The organism is Nostoc sp. JL33 (assembly GCF_017114985.1).
Classification (GTDB): domain Bacteria; phylum Cyanobacteriota; class Cyanobacteriia; order Cyanobacteriales; family Nostocaceae; genus Nostoc.
Map to the genome: position 1 here is coordinate 1 of NZ_JABXKP010000065.1, position 15482 is coordinate 15482.

Below are 15482 nucleotides of genomic sequence, written 5' to 3' on the forward strand. Positions count from 1 at the left end.
AGGTAGCGACTATGCAATTTTACAGATCGACCAAGCTCCCGCTCATACCAGTTCTGCCATTCGCTGGCCAGAAAATATTATTCCTTTACTTCAACCCCCTCATTCTCCCGAACTTAATCCGATTGAGAGGCTTTGGCAGTTCCTCAAAAAATCGCTCAAAAATGAACTATTTTCTTCTCTACAAAATTTACGCGAGCGCATACAGCAATTGTTCGAGCAACTTACATTTGAGCAGGTAATGTCTGTTTCTTCTTATAACTTTATTTTAGAAGCTCTTTTCTATGCAGCCTCATATTAAATTGGTATTATACCAATTCTCTATGAAGTTGCACTTAATAAAGCGGAGGTGATGTAATCCCATCCACAAATGGAGGCGATCGCTTCGGATGAGATGGAATCAAGAACTTGTTTTAACTTCTGTCTTAACTGATCTAAAGTTGTGCAATGTTCCCAGGACAATTCGTACTTGATGTGTTCCCATAAGCGTTCTATAGGATTCAACTCAGGGCTATTTGGTGGCTGGAAAATGGGGATAACATTATCAGGCCATTTTAAATCCAAGGACTTGTGAAAGCTGCCATTGTCCATCTGAACCAAATTCAATACGTCAGGGTATGCTTTTGAGAAAAGGTTTAAAAAATCTTGAAAACACGTACCATCCAAGTGAGAAAATTCCCAAAAGAAACTATCTCCTGTTGCTGGTTCAACAAGACCATACAGATAAAAGTTTTTTCGTTGCCAACCAACAATACCTTCTATCTTTATCCCCTTTGAGAGTGATTGTACGACCTGTCAAAGTTTTAAGCCCTAAACGACTTTCATCTTCACACCAGTACCGTACTTGTTGATCTGTCCCCAAATAGCGCAGCAACACTTGAATTATTTCTGGCAGTTTTTTTTAAAGGCTTCTTGGACTTCAGGTTTCGCTTTTGCGCTGCGCGGACGGGGTACTTTCAATTTGGCATTGAGTTTGTAACGCACAATTTTATGTACAGTTTTATACGCAGCAATAATATTGCACTCTTGAGTCAGCCATTCTTGGATTTGGCTGTAGCTCTTGAATCCTTGAGGCTGACCTAGACGTTCGTGAAGTTGGCTCATGACATTTGCTGGTACTACACTTGACTTCCCTGGAGGTGTTTTGACTTCAAGCAATCCATTGATTCCGCCTTGCTGATATCGTTTCAACCAGCGATACACTGTTGATTCATCTCGTCCTAATCGTTGCGACAGTTCCTGCCTTGTTGCGATCGCTTGAGTTTTCACCCAGTAGAGCATTTGTACTCGTTCTTTCGTTGCAGCAGTTACCGCATGACGCAATCGGTGTTGTAATTCTTCACTACTCTCGCGCACTTCCACCCGAAACTGATTACCCATGCCCCTGCATCCTTAATTTATTCCTCTATTAATTTAGTGCATCTTCATGGAGAATTGGTATTAATTAAAACCTATGTGATTACATTTATCCAAAAAGCAATAAAAGCCACTCCCGCGCCAGAAGGTAAGCAGCAGTGGCTCTCAGAAGCTTGTGTGTAGGAAGTTTTACACCCAGGCTTTCTTTGCTAGAGTAAACATCAAGTTTGACAGTTCGTCTTTTGACAGCGATCGCAACTTCACTTACAGTGCCCCACTAGAGGAGTGCTGAGTACTGAGCAAAGAAGAAAAGAATTATATTATTACTTCTTTAAAATCTTTATTCTGACACTCAGGACTCATGACTCAGAACTCAGGACTTTTTTTATGGTAGATTTCTTGCTGATCGCGATCGTGGGTTTCCTGGGGAGTTTTGGGCACTGCTTTGGGATGTGTGGCCCGCTAACGGTGGCGTTTTCTCTGTCTCATCAGCCGAAACAGACATCATCCTCAGAAAAGTCCGACACTTGGCAACAGCAATTAAAATTTCATATCCTACTAAACCTGGGGCGGATGTTAAGCTATGCTCTAGTCGGTGCTGGCATTGGGGCGCTAGGTTCGGTATTGCTGCAAGGTGGACAGCTAGCGGGTATTGGCAGCGACTTCCGGCGTTGGATGGCAATTCTGACTGGTATAATGCTGATTTGGTTTGGCTTAGGACAAGTAAAACCCGATTTGCTGCCGCGCATTCCCGTATTACATCCTCTATTGCAAGGTAGTTTACACGATCGCCTCAGCAGAGGAATGGTTAAGCTTTCCTTAAAAGCCAAATGGTGGACACCAATGCTTTTGGGGATGACTTGGGGTTTAATGCCCTGTGGTTTCCTGTATGCAGCCCAAATTAAAGCTGCTGAAACTGGCAATTTATGGATGGGTGGGGCAATTATGCTGGCTTTTGGCTTGGGAACCCTGCCGACGATGCTAGGCGTAGGCGTTTCCACATCATTGGTAAGTAAAGACAGGCGCAGTCAGTTATTCCGATTAGGCGGTTGGGTGACACTGATTATTGGCGTGATCACCTTGTTGCGGACTGGTGACACAATGGTAGATTACACCGGACACGCCGCCTTGATCTGCTTAATCTTGGCGTTAATTGCGCGTCCCATTAGTGGCTTGTGGGCTTCACCACTGCGTTACCGCCGGGGCTTGGGAGTGGGATCTTTTGTGCTTTCTGTGGTTCACACCGCCCACATGATCGAACACTCATTGCAATGGAATTTTGCCGCCTTTGATTTTATGCCGCCAGAATTTCAGTGGGGTATGGCTGCGGGTGCTGTAGCATTGGTATTAATGTCCCCCGCCGCTTTAACGAGTTGGGAATCATTGCAGAAATCTTTGGGCAAGCGTTGGCGACAGATTCATCTATTGGGTGTGCCAGCCTTGCTCTTGAGTGCCATTCATACTGTGTTGATTGGTTCCCATTACCTGGGTTCGTTGCAATCAACTTGGGGAAATAAATTAGCGACAGTACTAATGGTAATTGTTACCCTCGGTGTCTTGCTAGTGCGATCGCGCTTTTTTTGGTCAAAGTTAGCCGTAGAAAAGTTTTATGTCCCGCCAACCAAATCGCGGTAAATCATCTTTGTTTTTTGGCTCAATCCCAACGAGTCAAAAACAGAGACATTACCTAAACAAAGGAACAATGAAGTATTTATTATTCCTGAGTTCCTTAGTTATATCAATAACTAATGTTTACCCTGTTGCTGCTCATAAAGTGGAAGTAGCTGGAGATGTCGGTGGCACCCTGCACATTGAACCAAATGATAATCCCAGTGCTGAAGAACCAAGCCAAGCCTGGTTTGCACTTACCCGCAGAGGTGGAAAGGTGATTCCCTTAGCACAATGTAATTGTCGGTTGGCTGTTTATGCCAAACCCTATGCAGCCGGAGAGCCACCACTCATAGAGCCAGCGTTAGAACCTGTGGCAGTTGAGCGTTATCAAGGCATCCCAGGTGCAGAAGTTGTCTTTCCCAAGCCAGGTATTTATGAGTTGCAACTAAATGGTAAACCAATCTCTGGGGCAAGATTCAAACCCTTTAAGTTCAAATTTGAAGTTACTGTGGCAGGTGGGTCTACAGAAAACACACGAAACCTGCGAAATGTCAATGGTGATTTAGCAGAGGGTGAATCTCAGAAATTACCAGTTTGGGCGATCGCACTTCCAATCCTCGGATTTATCGGTATCTTATTTGTCGTCATGCAAAGTATGAGGAGGAATGGGGAGTAGGGAGTAGGGAGTGGGGAGTGGGGGGAGACAATGGAGCAATTTTTCTTTCTTGTCCCCCTTGTCCTCTGGCTCTAAAATGCCAATGCGATCGCTTGGCTGAAGCTACAATTAATAATTTAGGAATCAGGTCAAACTCTATCTGCCAGGCTGAATGCGATCAAATCGAATTATGTCGCTTTTGATGCCACTGCCACGCATGAGCGACAATATCTTTGATGGATGGGTACTCAGGTTGCCAGCCTAAGATTGTTCTGGCTTTCTCGCTGGTGCCAATCAGAATTGGAGGATCGCCAGGACGGCGATCGCGTTCTTCTACTAATATAGAAAGTCCTGTTACCTCTTCGGCCGCTGCAATTACTTCTCTGACAGAAAAGCCACTGCCATTACCTAAATTAAAAACTTCGCTATCGCCACCTTTTAATAAATATTCCAATCCCAAAATATGGGCATCTGCTAAGTCGTTAACGTGAATATAATCGCGAATACAACTACCATCGGGCGTGGGGTAATCGGTGCCGAAAATTGAGATGGATTCTCGTTTGCCTAAAGCTGTCATCAGCACTAAAGGAATCAAATGGGTTTCTGGGTTGTGATCCTCGCCCAGTAAGCCACTGGGATTAGCACCAGCAGCATTAAAATAGCGGAAACGCACTGATTGGAAACCGTAAGCAACATCAAAATCAGAGAGAATCCGCTCTACCATCAGCTTTGTAGCGCCATAAGGATTAATCGGATTTTGGGGATGGGTTTCTGGAATCGGCACAAATTCCGGCACCCCGTAGGTAGCACAAGTAGAAGAAAAGACAAATTTCTTTACAGATGCCGTCAGCATCGCTTCTAACAGAGTCAAAGTACCAACGACGTTATTACGGTAATATTTGGCCGGGTCAGTCACCGATTCTCCTACGTAGGCATAGGCAGAAAAGTGCATCACCGCAGCAATATCGCGGGTTTTAAATAGGTGATCTAGTAGGGCGCGATCGCCTGTATCCCCAACTATCAATTCTACCTGTAAAACGCTTTCTACCAGGTCACGATGCCCATAGACCAGATTATCAAGGATGACAACGTTATAACCCGCTTGCTTCAAAGCAAGCACTGTATGAGAACCAATATATCCGGCTCCCCCCGTTACCAAAATGCTAGGCTTTCCAGGCAACATAGTTTTTCCTTTTGAGTGGATTACTCAATTAATTTAGTTTACCGGTGCCACATTACTCTTGTGGAAAATTATAAATAATAGACGCAGTAGCAAAAAATTGCACTAAAATCACTACGACGGTAGTCTTTGGGTGTGAGGTTTGAAATATTTTAAGTCAAACAGTGCGATTACAATTTGACCATCAAATAAATCCATTTCCCGAAACCTCTAGGTTGACCCTTACGGGTGACGCTTCTAGCGTCGCTAACGCTAAGAAGTCGCTAGTTGTTTTATACAGGGACATGCACGGCAGTTTCTCTTGGGGAGCCACTGCCGCCGGGGTTCTCCCGGTTGAAGAAGTGGCGTTTAAACCCCAATCCAAGCAAACTGTCTTACCACCACACTGGCTCACCCCACCAGAAAATTTGAGAGTTAATCTATGTTTCTATTGTTAAGCCGGGTACTGCTGTGGCTGCTGATTGGCACTATCGTATATTCTCTGTTCCAGCGATTTTATCCCTCTGGAAGTTTTGTAGGGCGATTAATCTTAGTCGTTATATTGGTAATCGTAGCCCTATCATTTCTTAACCCCAATGAACCAGCTGTGGCGTCGTTGTGGAGGATGCTTTCTTTTCCACTCAAGCCTCTAGGAGCTTCTGTTCTACTGATGATTTTTGCAGCTCAAAAAATCAAAGGAGGTGGGATAGAGAAACCAGGAGGATACTTGATCGGTTGGGCACTGACGATTTTGCTGTTGGCAAGTACACCAGCAGTCGCCTATTTCCTTTATCGCGCACCTCTAGCAATGACAGGTGAAACCTATGTAGCAAGTGCTGCACCAACTGGGACACTGGTAGCATTAGGGCAACAAACCACCACAGCGAACATCTCAGATGTGACGGGCGATCGCATTCTTTCTTATAATTTGAGAGTGCCTCCCTACTTATTACAAGGAAATCTTCAAGATATTCGCACACGCGGTTTACGACTTGAAGATTTTGTACCGGATGCCCAAACGTTGCAATTGACAACAAGAACTTGGGAAAGTTATCTCGTTGAAATTTACAGGTTCATGCGTGTTCAACGGTAATCAACTTAAAAAAGAAAAACTAAAAAGGTCACAATGCCACCCTCTAGTACCGCGTTCCCACTGGTAGCGGTACTAGTAGCTGTTTTAATTAAGGCTGTGATTGCCGCCAGAACACCAAAAGTTTGAGTAGACGTACCATTCGGCTCTCAGCGAAAGGGAACGGCAATAGCTATGCAGTTGAAAGAGGTAACAAAAGCCTAAATTAAAAGCGATATTTCCTCTACATAGCTGCCTTCTGGGACTAGCAGTTAATCTAGGATGATAAAGTTGCAAAATTGCTTTAATGGCAAAATATCGGCGAATCGCTAAACTCATTGCTTACCTAAGACCCCATTGGCGAGAAACGTCCTTAGGGATTCTCGCTTTGTTGTCTGTCAACGCACTAGGCGTTTATATCCCTTGGTTGATTCGTGCTGGTGTTGACAAACTCTCCACAACCTTCGTCTGGAACCAAATACTACATTACGTAGTGATCATTGTCTTGCTCAGTTCAGCGATGTGGCTAATGCGGATGGCATCACGTATTTGGCTATTTGGGGTGGGGCGTCAGGTGGAATTTGACCTGAAACAACGGATTTTTGAACACTTACTCAAGCTGGAGCCGGCTTATTTTGCCAGTAATAGTGCTGGCGATTTGATTAGTCGGGCTACCAGTGATGTGGACAATATTAAGCGGTTATTGGGTTTTGCGGTTTTGAGTTTGGCAAATATCGTGTTTGCCTACACTCTGACACTGCCAGTAATGCTGACGATTAGTGTTGATCTGACACTAGCCGCTCTGGCAGTGTACCCTTTTATTTTCTTGTTGGTGACACTGTTTAGCGATCGCTTACGCAAACAACAAGCAAAAGTCCAAGAGCAACTTTCTGAGATCAGCGGACTCATCCAAGAAGATATCAGTGGCATTGCCTTAATTAAAATCTATGCCCAAGAAGCAAACGAGCGTCGAGCCTTTGCTAAGAAAAATCAGCAGCTATTAGCGGCTAACTTGGAATTGGCAAAAAGCCGAAATACGCTGTTTCCGCTAATTGGCGGGCTAGCTAATATCAGTTCGCTGGTAATCATCTGGCTAGGGGCGGCGCGGATGTCTTCTGGGACGCTTGAGGTTGGCGACTTTTTAGCACTGTTAATTTATGTAGAGCGTCTAGTTTTCCCCACAGCCCTTTTAGGATTCACAATTACTGCCTACCAACGCGGTGAAGTTAGTCTTGACCGCCTTGAATCTATTCTCTCTGTCACACCGAAAATTCAAGACACAGCCGATGCTATACATCTACCAGTGGCTGAACTTAAAGGGGAAGTGACAGCTAAAAATCTCACCTATACTTACCCTGGTTCCACTACTCCAGCTTTAGCAAATGTTAACTTTACCATTGCTCCGGGAGAAACGGTGTCCATTGTTGGGGCAATTGGTTCGGGAAAATCCACTTTGGCAAATGCTTTGCCGCGCTTGTTGGATATTGAATCAGGACAATTGTTTTTAGATGGGGTGGATATTACTAAAATCGCTTTGGCTTCTTTACGAGGTGCGATCGCCTATGTTCCTCAAGATAGCTTTCTATTTAGCACCACAATTAAAAATAATATCCGCTACGGTGATCCAATTAGCGAACAAAAGCAGGTAGAATCTGCGGCTCAAGTTGCCCAAATTGAATCAGAAATTAACAATTTCCCACAGCAATATGAAACTATTGTTGGTGAACGCGGTATTACTCTTTCTGGCGGTCAACGACAACGTACTGCCTTGGCTAGGGCAATGCTGATCAATGCTCCAGTATTAATTTTGGATGATGCCCTCTCTAGTGTGGACAATCAAACAGCCACGCAAATCCTCAAAAATCTCTCTAGTGATACTGAACGCAAAACAGTAATTTTCATTACCCATCAATTATCGGCGGCGGCGGCAGCTGACCGAATTCTTGTGATGGAGAAGGGAAAAATTGTTCAGACAGGCAATCACTTAGAACTGCTGCAACAACCGGGTTTGTACAGAACTTTGTGGAGCCAGCATCAAGTTGAAGATTTACTCCACTAGACATAGGCGTGAAAAAGAATGTAGAGACGTAGCAGTGCTACGTCTCTACAAGCAGTGCTACGTCTCTACAAGGGTTCTGGTTAACGCATATTTAATTTCTAGAGATGTCTACTAAATAAAACAACCATTCTCAAACACTACCGTTTGAGAAATTACAGTATGCCCGTTCTGCTAATGTGACATCTAGCACGAATGGATTGTCATTACCTTGAAATTTAGCGATCGCATGACTGCGTTCTATTTCAGTAATATCTGGGGGGTCTTGCTGATTCCATTTACACAAAGTCTGACGCTGATTCTGAAAGTAATTTTCCTCTACTTTCTTAGCCTGATCCCGATAGATAGTATAAAAGTAAAAAATTGCCCTGGCTATATCCCCTTTTACTTTCTCTCTAGGCTCAAATTTAGAAGATGCTGATTCGCTAAACTCATCAATTGCACTACTAGGAATTGTAGATTGAACAATATCATTTCGATACCATTTCTTAGTACTTGTGTCAGCTATATCATCGAAGGGTTTATTGCCTCGCTCACTATTAACATCTTCTCGTGCAGGAAAAAGATGGTGAAGGTCACTTTGGGCATTACCCTTGTTAGCTCCTTTACTTTGTGGCCAAACATGTTCAGTATTCAGACCTAGTTTGTCAGCTTCCTGACTAGGATCGCCATTGCCAATTAAACGAATTGGGTAACTAGCATAAATGTCTGTCACAATACCTGCTTGGTTGTCAATAATGCCAAACATTTCGTCTCTTGCCCGATCATAATTCAAAGTTTTGCTAGGCGTATACTCCTTAGCTAGTTCTTTAACTAGAGGCACTTTAGATAATTGAGGCAATATAATCGCCGAATCACTTGCAAGAGTAGGTTGGCTAACCGCAGGGATGGTTTCAGAGGTAGACTGGTTAGCAGGTAATGTAAACGCTGCAATCACCGGATCATGGTCGCTGACAGGTTTACTAAAGCCCACGTTGACATGAACAATATCAATTTCCGGTTGAGCAACACGAGAAAGATTTTCACTGACTAACAAATGGTCAATAAGTTCAGGATTTCCCCGAAATTTGTAACTAAACTGATCGCTAACAGGTAAACGAGCCGTCAGATTTTCCAGAATGTTACCCTTCAAAGTCTTCAGAGGTAGGGAATCTGGTAAATCGTTTAAATCACCCAATACAATTACTTTGGCTTCCGGGTCAACTTCTAGTAGTTGCGCTACAAATTCATTAACAATTTGGGCTTGTTCGACTCGTTGAGCATCGCTGGGAGAACCTCCAAGCTTGGAAATAAAGTGATTAGCAATGATAAACACTTTTTGATCGTTAAATATAAATTCTGCCGCCAGTGGCTTACGGCTTTGATCAAAAGCATTATTCGTCGGGTCAATCCGACCTGGGTTAAGCGAAAGGTCAACACCATTTGAACCTTGAGTAATAGCTACAGCATCTAATGAACCGCCTTTTCTGGGCAATTTTGCTAGAGTTATCCGGCTGGGTTGAAACAATAAACCGACACGAATATTACCTCCAGGTTCTCCACCATCTTGATCATCGCTGGGTGGAATGTCCACAAAGCTGTATGCTGGACTACCAATATTTTTGAGCGCAGCAATCAGTTTTTGGTAAGTCTGGTTAGCACTAACAACGTTATCATTGGTTGGCCCGTTGTTATCCTGAACTTCAATTAAACTGATCACATCTGGTGCATTCAAATTATTGGCAATAATTTTGGCAATACTATCAAAGCGTCCATCTTTTGGGTCTAAATTCTCCACATTAAAAGTTGCAACAGTCAATATATCCTGTGAATTTTTCAAAGATGTTGTTTCACGTTGGGCAACTAAAGGTGAAGGATTTGGCAATTGAGCTATTGGACTAGCTTGTAGGGGACTAATCCATGCAAAGAAGATGAGAGCAATACTAACTACTAGCAATTTGATCAATTTCATTCTCTCTTCCAATGAATGTATTTTCTAGATTAGTCTTTTTCCTTATAGATTCAGTTAAGAGAAGTTTTAACTTAGGTAAAGGTGAGCATTCCACCTGAGAAGAAATACCAGGATATAAGGAAATCGTGACTACACTTTGAAAATAAATTTGCGGTCGAATAAATACTGTCTTGAATGTCAAATGTTGCTCATAACTCTCTCCTCCTTATTCCTCTGTGTTCTCTGTGCCTCTGTGGTTCGTTTATTTGAGTAATTTATTTCTTGGAAGTCCCTTACCGAACATTATCAGGGCTTTGTTGGGTAACGCATTGCCTCAACCCAACCTACAAATATTTTTAACCGAAGAGTATTGATTGCTGTGTCTCTACAATAAATATGGTTTAAATAAATGAAAACTGCTGTAAACAAGGGGTTTAAGCTCCTTGTTTGGTTTAAGATGCTAGCTAGGTTTTTGCCAAACTGTACGAGTGTAATCTAGCGTCATGACTACGTTAGTTTTTTTTGGTATGTGGGTAGTATAAATTACGGAAAAACTAATTTGGCATATCGTGATGTTCAGAACTAAATTATCAGAACCCCGTGCATCAGGAGAACTTTATAGATCAAAGCTAATGCATCGGCATATTGGAGCGATCGCAGCTCTAATTTTAATTAGCTTACTGAGTTCATTGAGTGGAACACCAGATCGTTATACCATCTCTAACTGTTGGGAAGGCTTTCTCTGGGGACTAGCAGATCCAGTAATTAGCTTAGATTGTTTAGTTGGTATCCTTGCTATTGGCTTACTCTCATCTGCGTTTGTTCGTGGCGCTGTGATAGTGAGATATTTTGTCTTAGCAGCAGTCTTGGGTATTGTCATTCATTTATTTCAGCTAAATTTTCCAGGCACAGAAATAGCCATCGCCATTTCTGCCATCCTTTTTGGTACTATGCTGATGATGCCAAATCAACCAAACTTTATGGTACTTGCTTTGGTGGGCATCAGTGCTGGCTTATTTCAGGGTTACGCTAATGCTGAATCTATCATTGGGGCAGGAATAATCCCACTAGTTGCTTATATACTAGGCATTAGCTTAACTCTGTTTGTAGTTGCCATGAGTGCCAGAGAAATAGGTAGTGCGATCGCTATGGCAGAGATCAACCGAATTTTACCTGGAAAAATGAGCATTGCTGGTTTCGCTTTCTGTGCGATCGGTATCGTGTTTTTGAGCAATTTGATAATTTAAATCACATACTTCAATTCAGTGGAATACATTCATTTGTGGGGGCGTACACTTAGCTGTGCGCCCCCACTGCGTGTTCGTTGTTAGATTTACTGCTGGAAATTGTCCAGCAAGCCACCACCTTAGCTCAAGCCATTCAACAGAATGAAGCGATCGCCCGCAGCGTGCTAGAACGCCCAGTAGAAGCGGGTTTACTTGAAGCCTCTGTGCAAGCTATGATTGACTTTTAGTTCTGACTACTTTTGAACAACAAAAATTTATGCAGTGAAGTATGGATACTCGCATCCCAAAATGTATTCGTCCAGTGTTAAATGATTATTTGTTGTTATTACGCGTTGAGAGAGGATGAAATCCTCTCAAAAAATCAGGCTGGTCGATATGGATTGGTGCATCTTCCACCAAGGTGGCATCAACTTATTCAAGAGGCAATCAACCTTCGCGAAATTCGGCACGGTTCCTCCTATCGCAGCAAAGTCAGCCGGGCTGGTAATTAATGTATGTAACGAACAGGCATCTTCAAGAGAAAACAGTTAGTAGATAGCATTCTAGTGAATAAGCTGATCCACCTCTGCGCTAATCTAGAGGCTATATCTAAATAAATAAAGGCTTATGACACCTGAAGAAATTGCGGGTACGCTAACAGAATTATTTGACACCTCGGCGATTAATGCGATCGCTCCTGGATCGTGGCAAGTAGACACTTCTACTTTTCGGCTGTTGGTTCTGCTTTCTGAAGATAATACTTGGCTGCGAGTTTTACTGCCTATTATACCCGCAGAGTCAGGGCAACCCTTTTTAGGACAGTTCCTAGAAGCCAACTTTGATGACACTCAGGAAGTACGTTACGCTTTATCTGAAGGAGTAATTTGGGGGGTATTTCAACATGACAGTGGCACTTTAGTGAGTCCAGATTTGTCCAATGCAATCAACCGACTTGTATCTCTCCATCAGGCTGGATTAGATAATGTCTTTAATCGATTAATTCAAAGCCGCATCCGGCAAATTATTCAGGCAGCAAAACAACAAGGACAATCTCTGCAAGCTACTATGCAAAGCTTGGAACGCTTTTACGCAGAAGGATTAATGGGCGATATAAATCAAACCTCAGAGGCGCGAGAAGAAGTTCTAGCTGTTTGGCGGCGTCAGTTAGAACGCCTATGGAATGAGGGTTGATTTAAATTTTTAATAGGCATTTATCTCCGTGCCACATTTCCATATCAAACCAATTTACAGAAGATATATCTATTTATTATGGATATCATTGAAATCCTCAAAGAAGACTATCAAAGATTCCCAGTAAATCAAACTTACAGCATTTACGCTCCAGACGTTTATTTTCAAGACCCCCTGAATAAATTTCATGGTGTTAAACGTTACAAAGAAATGATTAATTTTATCCAAACTTGGTTTTTAGATTCCAAGATGGACTTACATAATATTCAACGTTTAGAAGACACAATAAAAACTGAGTGGACACTCAGCTGGAATACTCCTCTCCCCTGGAAGCCACGCATCTCCATTCCTGGGTGGAGTGAATTAGGTATTAACTCTGATGGTTTGATTGTCTCCCATATCGATTATTGGAATTGTTCACGCTTAGACGTGGTGAAGCAGCATTTCTTTGCTGCAAAAATCTAAACAATTAAAGTTTGCTCTAATTTCCTCCTTAACCTCCCTAACCCAATCGGCATTCACCATCAGGGACTTGCAAATAAAAAAAATACCCAATCATTTATTGTGGGGTGGGCATCTTGCCCGCCCTTGGTTATTGGGCGGGCAAGATGCCCACCCCACAAGTAGTGGTAATTTATTTCTTGAAAATCCTTAATATCACGACATTCCGCATCAACATCACGATATTCCGCATCAACATCACGACATTCCGCATCAACATCGCGATATTCCGCATCAACATCGCGATATTCCGCATCAACATCACGACATTCCGCATCAACATCACGACATTCCGCATCAACATCACGACATTCCGCATCAACATCACGACATTCCTCACTAACATTAAAGCAATCGTCCAAAAAACCAGGTGCAATATCTGAATTAATCGGACTTGAACAAAAAACACCTAAAAAATGAATACGGTTCGGTTAAGGCAAGAGACGCGATAAATCGCCGTCTCTACAAAGGGCTGATTATTGTAAAGACGGCGATTTATCGCGTCTTTGCGATTAGCGGCGTGTCATCAAAAAACCTTATCCGAACTGTATTGCCCAAAAAATAGCCTCAAATCTTTATACAGAAAGGCTTTGATATTGTTTTGCTTAGTTTATTGATATATCTTAATATGCTTGGGTTAGCCCCAAAAACCTTAAACTGCGTAGGAACGAAACCCAACAAAGCTATTTTTTTTAACCCAAGCGTATTGTGATATCTCTGGGCTTCAGTTCTTTTGAAGCATTTGGTTTATTCCCTTACCCTGCATGGGCTTGAGCCTTCTTTCTCTCAAAAATGTTTAAGTCCAGTTAAGAGAAATTACCCAGATTTCTGTATTAGTTTTTTAATAAATAAAATTATTCATGAATTTTACTGAACCAGAAAACAGCTTTACTAAGCCAAACTAAATCTAAAGCATTGATTCAGTAATCAAAAACTTAACCCCCCACTCCCCTTTCCTACCAGGGAAGGGAAAGCCAAACTTGACTATAAGCTTTTGAGAAGGGTTGGTAAAGAAGTTCTTCCAAGATTGCGATCGCTGAATTGGTGTTCTAAAACCCTCTCTAACAAATATATCTATGTCCCGCGCCAAACGTACATCTCGTGTTTTAGAAAAAGCTGAATTGAGATCCGCTGGATTCAAAGCAATTGATTCAAATATGAATTTTGGTGATAATTGCGGTTTGCAAAATCTAACTCAATCAATTGAGCAGTTACGCGCTATGCTTGATGCTTATAACATCGATCTAGCGATGATTGACTTTTCCAAAACTAAAATTGATGAGATGGAAAAGACATTGAGCAATCTTACAGATAAGATGGTCAGGGGCGTTGCTTTTAAGTATGGCAAAAACAGCAGCGAATATGAGATGGCGGGTGGTATTCGTGATAGTGAACGTGTTCGCAAAAGCAGGTTAAATCGGCTGCTGAAAGCTAGTGCAGCAAAAATATCAAATGAGAATGCTAAAACCGCTTAGTACAGCACGGCGCAAGGCAAAAAGCAGAGGTAAAAAACCTTCTAACAAGGAATATCAAAAATGAGCAAACGCTACTTGTTCATTAAAAGCATTTGTTGTTGACTACTGCGATACTCTTGGTGGGCAACTCTTCTCTACCTTCGGCTGCGCCAAGGAGACGCTCTTGCTAGCTTGCTTCCCCGTAGGGGTTAAGCCTACGCAATTTTTTCTATTCACTGATGCTCTTTGATTAGGAAGGTTTATGCAGAGATCATATCATGCATATTATCTTATGCGTTTTGTAGTTTAATCTCATTTTCCGTAATATTGGGAATGCTGCAATCTGCAAGCCTCAACAATTTTACTTGGCTAAATTCTGATTAGAGATTACAGTAATACGAAGTTTTCCCTACCACTTTCTTGGCAGATTTATACCATGATTTCTTCTCAAAAATTGCAGAAGTATTTCGCATGTTTTTCTGTATCTGTAGTATTAGTAGCTGATTTAGCAATCACACAAAAAGCTCCTCCAGCTTTTGCCCAAACGCTAAATTCATCTATCGGTAATAGTGTAACATTCAGTTGCAATGATAGTGAAGCGACAATTAAAGCTAAAAATGGCCCGAAAGTAAGCAATGGAAATACAGCCATTTACATTGGTTATCAGCAAGTCTCATCTAATAACAAAAACCCTGTGACAATCCGTTTTAATAGCGGTATCAAATCATGGTGTAGAACTGATTACGAAACAACAAATGACGATGGTACAGGTTACGGATTGTATTGGGATGGGGGCAATGTTTTATATGGCGTTTACTCCTCCACTGGCAGCCAGACTGGTAATGATTTTCGCCGCTTTGCCACTGGGCGTTGGTTGTCTAGCTATGGTAGCGGAGGCGGGCCACAAGTCGCAGTTATAGCCCAGATTAATCCAGCCAATGGCCAGGTTAACTATGCCACGTTTTTATCATCCAAAAAGCCGACTGATGGAAAAACTAACTCTTTACTTGTCAACAAACTATCATGGAATGGCGCAAATTTGACTGTGCAAACAACCTCATGGTGGACTCCCCGTGGTGCTAATACAAATTCTATGAATTGCACTGGTACATCACCTTATCAATACACAGCAGTATTCAGTGGCGATTTAACAAAGGTTAACTCAGCTTCAGCTCTTACTTGTAGGTAAAGCGCTTAATATTCAGCTATCAAATTCAGGAAGCATATTTTTCCAATTGTTTGAGTATTGACAAAAGCGATCGCTCTTGGTATTTGTA

At 42.3% G+C, this 15482-nt stretch carries 17 protein-coding genes; 12 read left to right on the forward strand and 5 right to left on the reverse strand.

Annotated elements, in window-relative coordinates:
- The coding region (locus tag HWQ23_RS18450) for a transposase (protein WP_292830825.1) at window positions 1-298 on the forward strand (298 nt) is incomplete at its 5' end.
- 20 nt (window positions 299-318) lie between these two features.
- On the opposite strand, the gene HWQ23_RS18455 is transcribed toward HWQ23_RS18450, so the two are convergent.
- Together HWQ23_RS18455 and HWQ23_RS18460 are read right to left on the reverse strand one after the other, a co-directional pair.
- The gene (locus HWQ23_RS18455) at window positions 319-765 is read right to left on the reverse strand and encodes a transposase (RefSeq protein ID WP_365741930.1); all 447 of its coding nucleotides are present in this window, start codon (window positions 763-765) and stop codon (window positions 319-321) included.
- A 114-nt stretch (window positions 766-879) separates the two neighbouring features.
- Window positions 880-1377 carry a helix-turn-helix domain-containing protein gene (locus tag HWQ23_RS18460; protein WP_292830827.1) on the reverse strand — a complete coding sequence of 166 codons (498 nt, stop codon included), beginning with the start codon at window positions 1375-1377 and terminating at the stop codon, window positions 880-882.
- Window positions 1378-1740: 363 nt separating this feature from the next.
- Here HWQ23_RS18460 and HWQ23_RS18465 point away from each other — a divergent pair, with 363 nt between their 5' ends.
- Both HWQ23_RS18465 and HWQ23_RS18470 read left to right on the forward strand, forming a co-directional pair.
- Window positions 1741-2988 (forward strand): urease accessory protein UreH domain-containing protein, encoded by a 1248-nt coding sequence (locus HWQ23_RS18465; RefSeq protein ID WP_292830830.1) that lies wholly within the window; start codon window positions 1741-1743, stop codon window positions 2986-2988.
- Window positions 2963-3640 (forward strand): hypothetical protein, encoded by a 678-nt coding sequence (locus HWQ23_RS18470; protein ID WP_292830833.1) that lies wholly within the window; start codon window positions 2963-2965, stop codon window positions 3638-3640. Before HWQ23_RS18465 ends, HWQ23_RS18470 begins: the two co-directional genes overlap by 26 nt.
- Before the next feature lie 157 nt (window positions 3641-3797).
- Here HWQ23_RS18470 and galE read toward each other — a convergent pair whose 3' ends face one another.
- Window positions 3798-4802 (reverse strand): UDP-glucose 4-epimerase GalE, encoded by a 1005-nt coding sequence (gene galE, locus HWQ23_RS18475; protein ID WP_292830836.1) that lies wholly within the window; start codon window positions 4800-4802, stop codon window positions 3798-3800.
- Between the two features lie 418 nt (window positions 4803-5220).
- On the opposite strand from galE, the gene fraI reads away from it, so the two are divergent.
- Entirely contained in the window at window positions 5221-5871 is a 651-nt protein-coding gene (fraI, locus tag HWQ23_RS18480; RefSeq protein WP_292830839.1) for a septal nanopore formation protein FraI, read from the forward strand.
- Window positions 5872-6154: 283 nt separating this feature from the next.
- Entirely contained in the window at window positions 6155-7906 is a 1752-nt protein-coding gene (locus HWQ23_RS18485; RefSeq protein WP_292830842.1) for an ABC transporter ATP-binding protein, read from the forward strand.
- Between the two features lie 130 nt (window positions 7907-8036).
- Here the strand turns inward: HWQ23_RS18485 and HWQ23_RS18490 are convergent, their stop codons facing one another.
- On the reverse strand, window positions 8037-9854 hold the full coding sequence (locus tag HWQ23_RS18490) for an endonuclease (protein WP_292830845.1): 1818 nt from the start codon (window positions 9852-9854) through the stop codon (window positions 8037-8039).
- A gap of 551 nt (window positions 9855-10405) precedes the next feature.
- On the opposite strand from HWQ23_RS18490, the gene HWQ23_RS18495 reads away from it, so the two are divergent.
- The 5 genes from HWQ23_RS18495 (at window position 10406) to HWQ23_RS18510 (ending at window position 12715) form a co-directional block, all read left to right on the forward strand.
- Window positions 10406-11080: a HupE/UreJ family protein gene (locus HWQ23_RS18495; RefSeq protein ID WP_292830848.1), complete on the forward strand. Its 675-nt coding sequence runs from the start codon at window positions 10406-10408 to the stop codon at window positions 11078-11080.
- A gap of 77 nt (window positions 11081-11157) precedes the next feature.
- Window positions 11158-11307 carry a hypothetical protein gene (locus HWQ23_RS18500; RefSeq protein WP_292830851.1) on the forward strand — a complete coding sequence of 50 codons (150 nt, stop codon included), beginning with the start codon at window positions 11158-11160 and terminating at the stop codon, window positions 11305-11307.
- Window positions 11308-11388: 81 nt separating this feature from the next.
- Window positions 11389-11571, forward strand: a complete 183-nt coding sequence (locus tag HWQ23_RS33465) for an aminoglycoside adenylyltransferase domain-containing protein (protein WP_365741907.1) — start codon at window positions 11389-11391, stop codon at window positions 11569-11571.
- 115 nt (window positions 11572-11686) lie between these two features.
- Entirely contained in the window at window positions 11687-12250 is a 564-nt protein-coding gene (locus tag HWQ23_RS18505; RefSeq protein ID WP_292830854.1) for a leucine zipper domain-containing protein, read from the forward strand.
- A gap of 78 nt (window positions 12251-12328) precedes the next feature.
- Window positions 12329-12715, forward strand: coding sequence for a DUF2358 domain-containing protein (locus HWQ23_RS18510; RefSeq protein ID WP_292830857.1), 387 nt, complete (start codon window positions 12329-12331; stop codon window positions 12713-12715).
- Between the two features lie 59 nt (window positions 12716-12774).
- Here the strand turns inward: HWQ23_RS18510 and HWQ23_RS18515 are convergent, their stop codons facing one another.
- Window positions 12775-13113: a hypothetical protein gene (locus HWQ23_RS18515; protein WP_292830860.1), complete on the reverse strand. Its 339-nt coding sequence runs from the start codon at window positions 13111-13113 to the stop codon at window positions 12775-12777.
- Window positions 13114-13827: 714 nt separating this feature from the next.
- On the opposite strand from HWQ23_RS18515, the gene HWQ23_RS18520 reads away from it, so the two are divergent.
- Together HWQ23_RS18520 and HWQ23_RS18525 are read left to right on the forward strand one after the other, a co-directional pair.
- A complete protein-coding gene (locus HWQ23_RS18520) occupies window positions 13828-14226 on the forward strand; it encodes a hypothetical protein (protein WP_292830863.1) in 399 nt (132 codons plus the stop codon).
- 415 nt (window positions 14227-14641) lie between these two features.
- The gene (locus HWQ23_RS18525) at window positions 14642-15394 is read left to right on the forward strand and encodes a hypothetical protein (RefSeq protein ID WP_292830866.1); all 753 of its coding nucleotides are present in this window, start codon (window positions 14642-14644) and stop codon (window positions 15392-15394) included.
- Window positions 15395-15482: the final 88 nt, after the last annotated feature.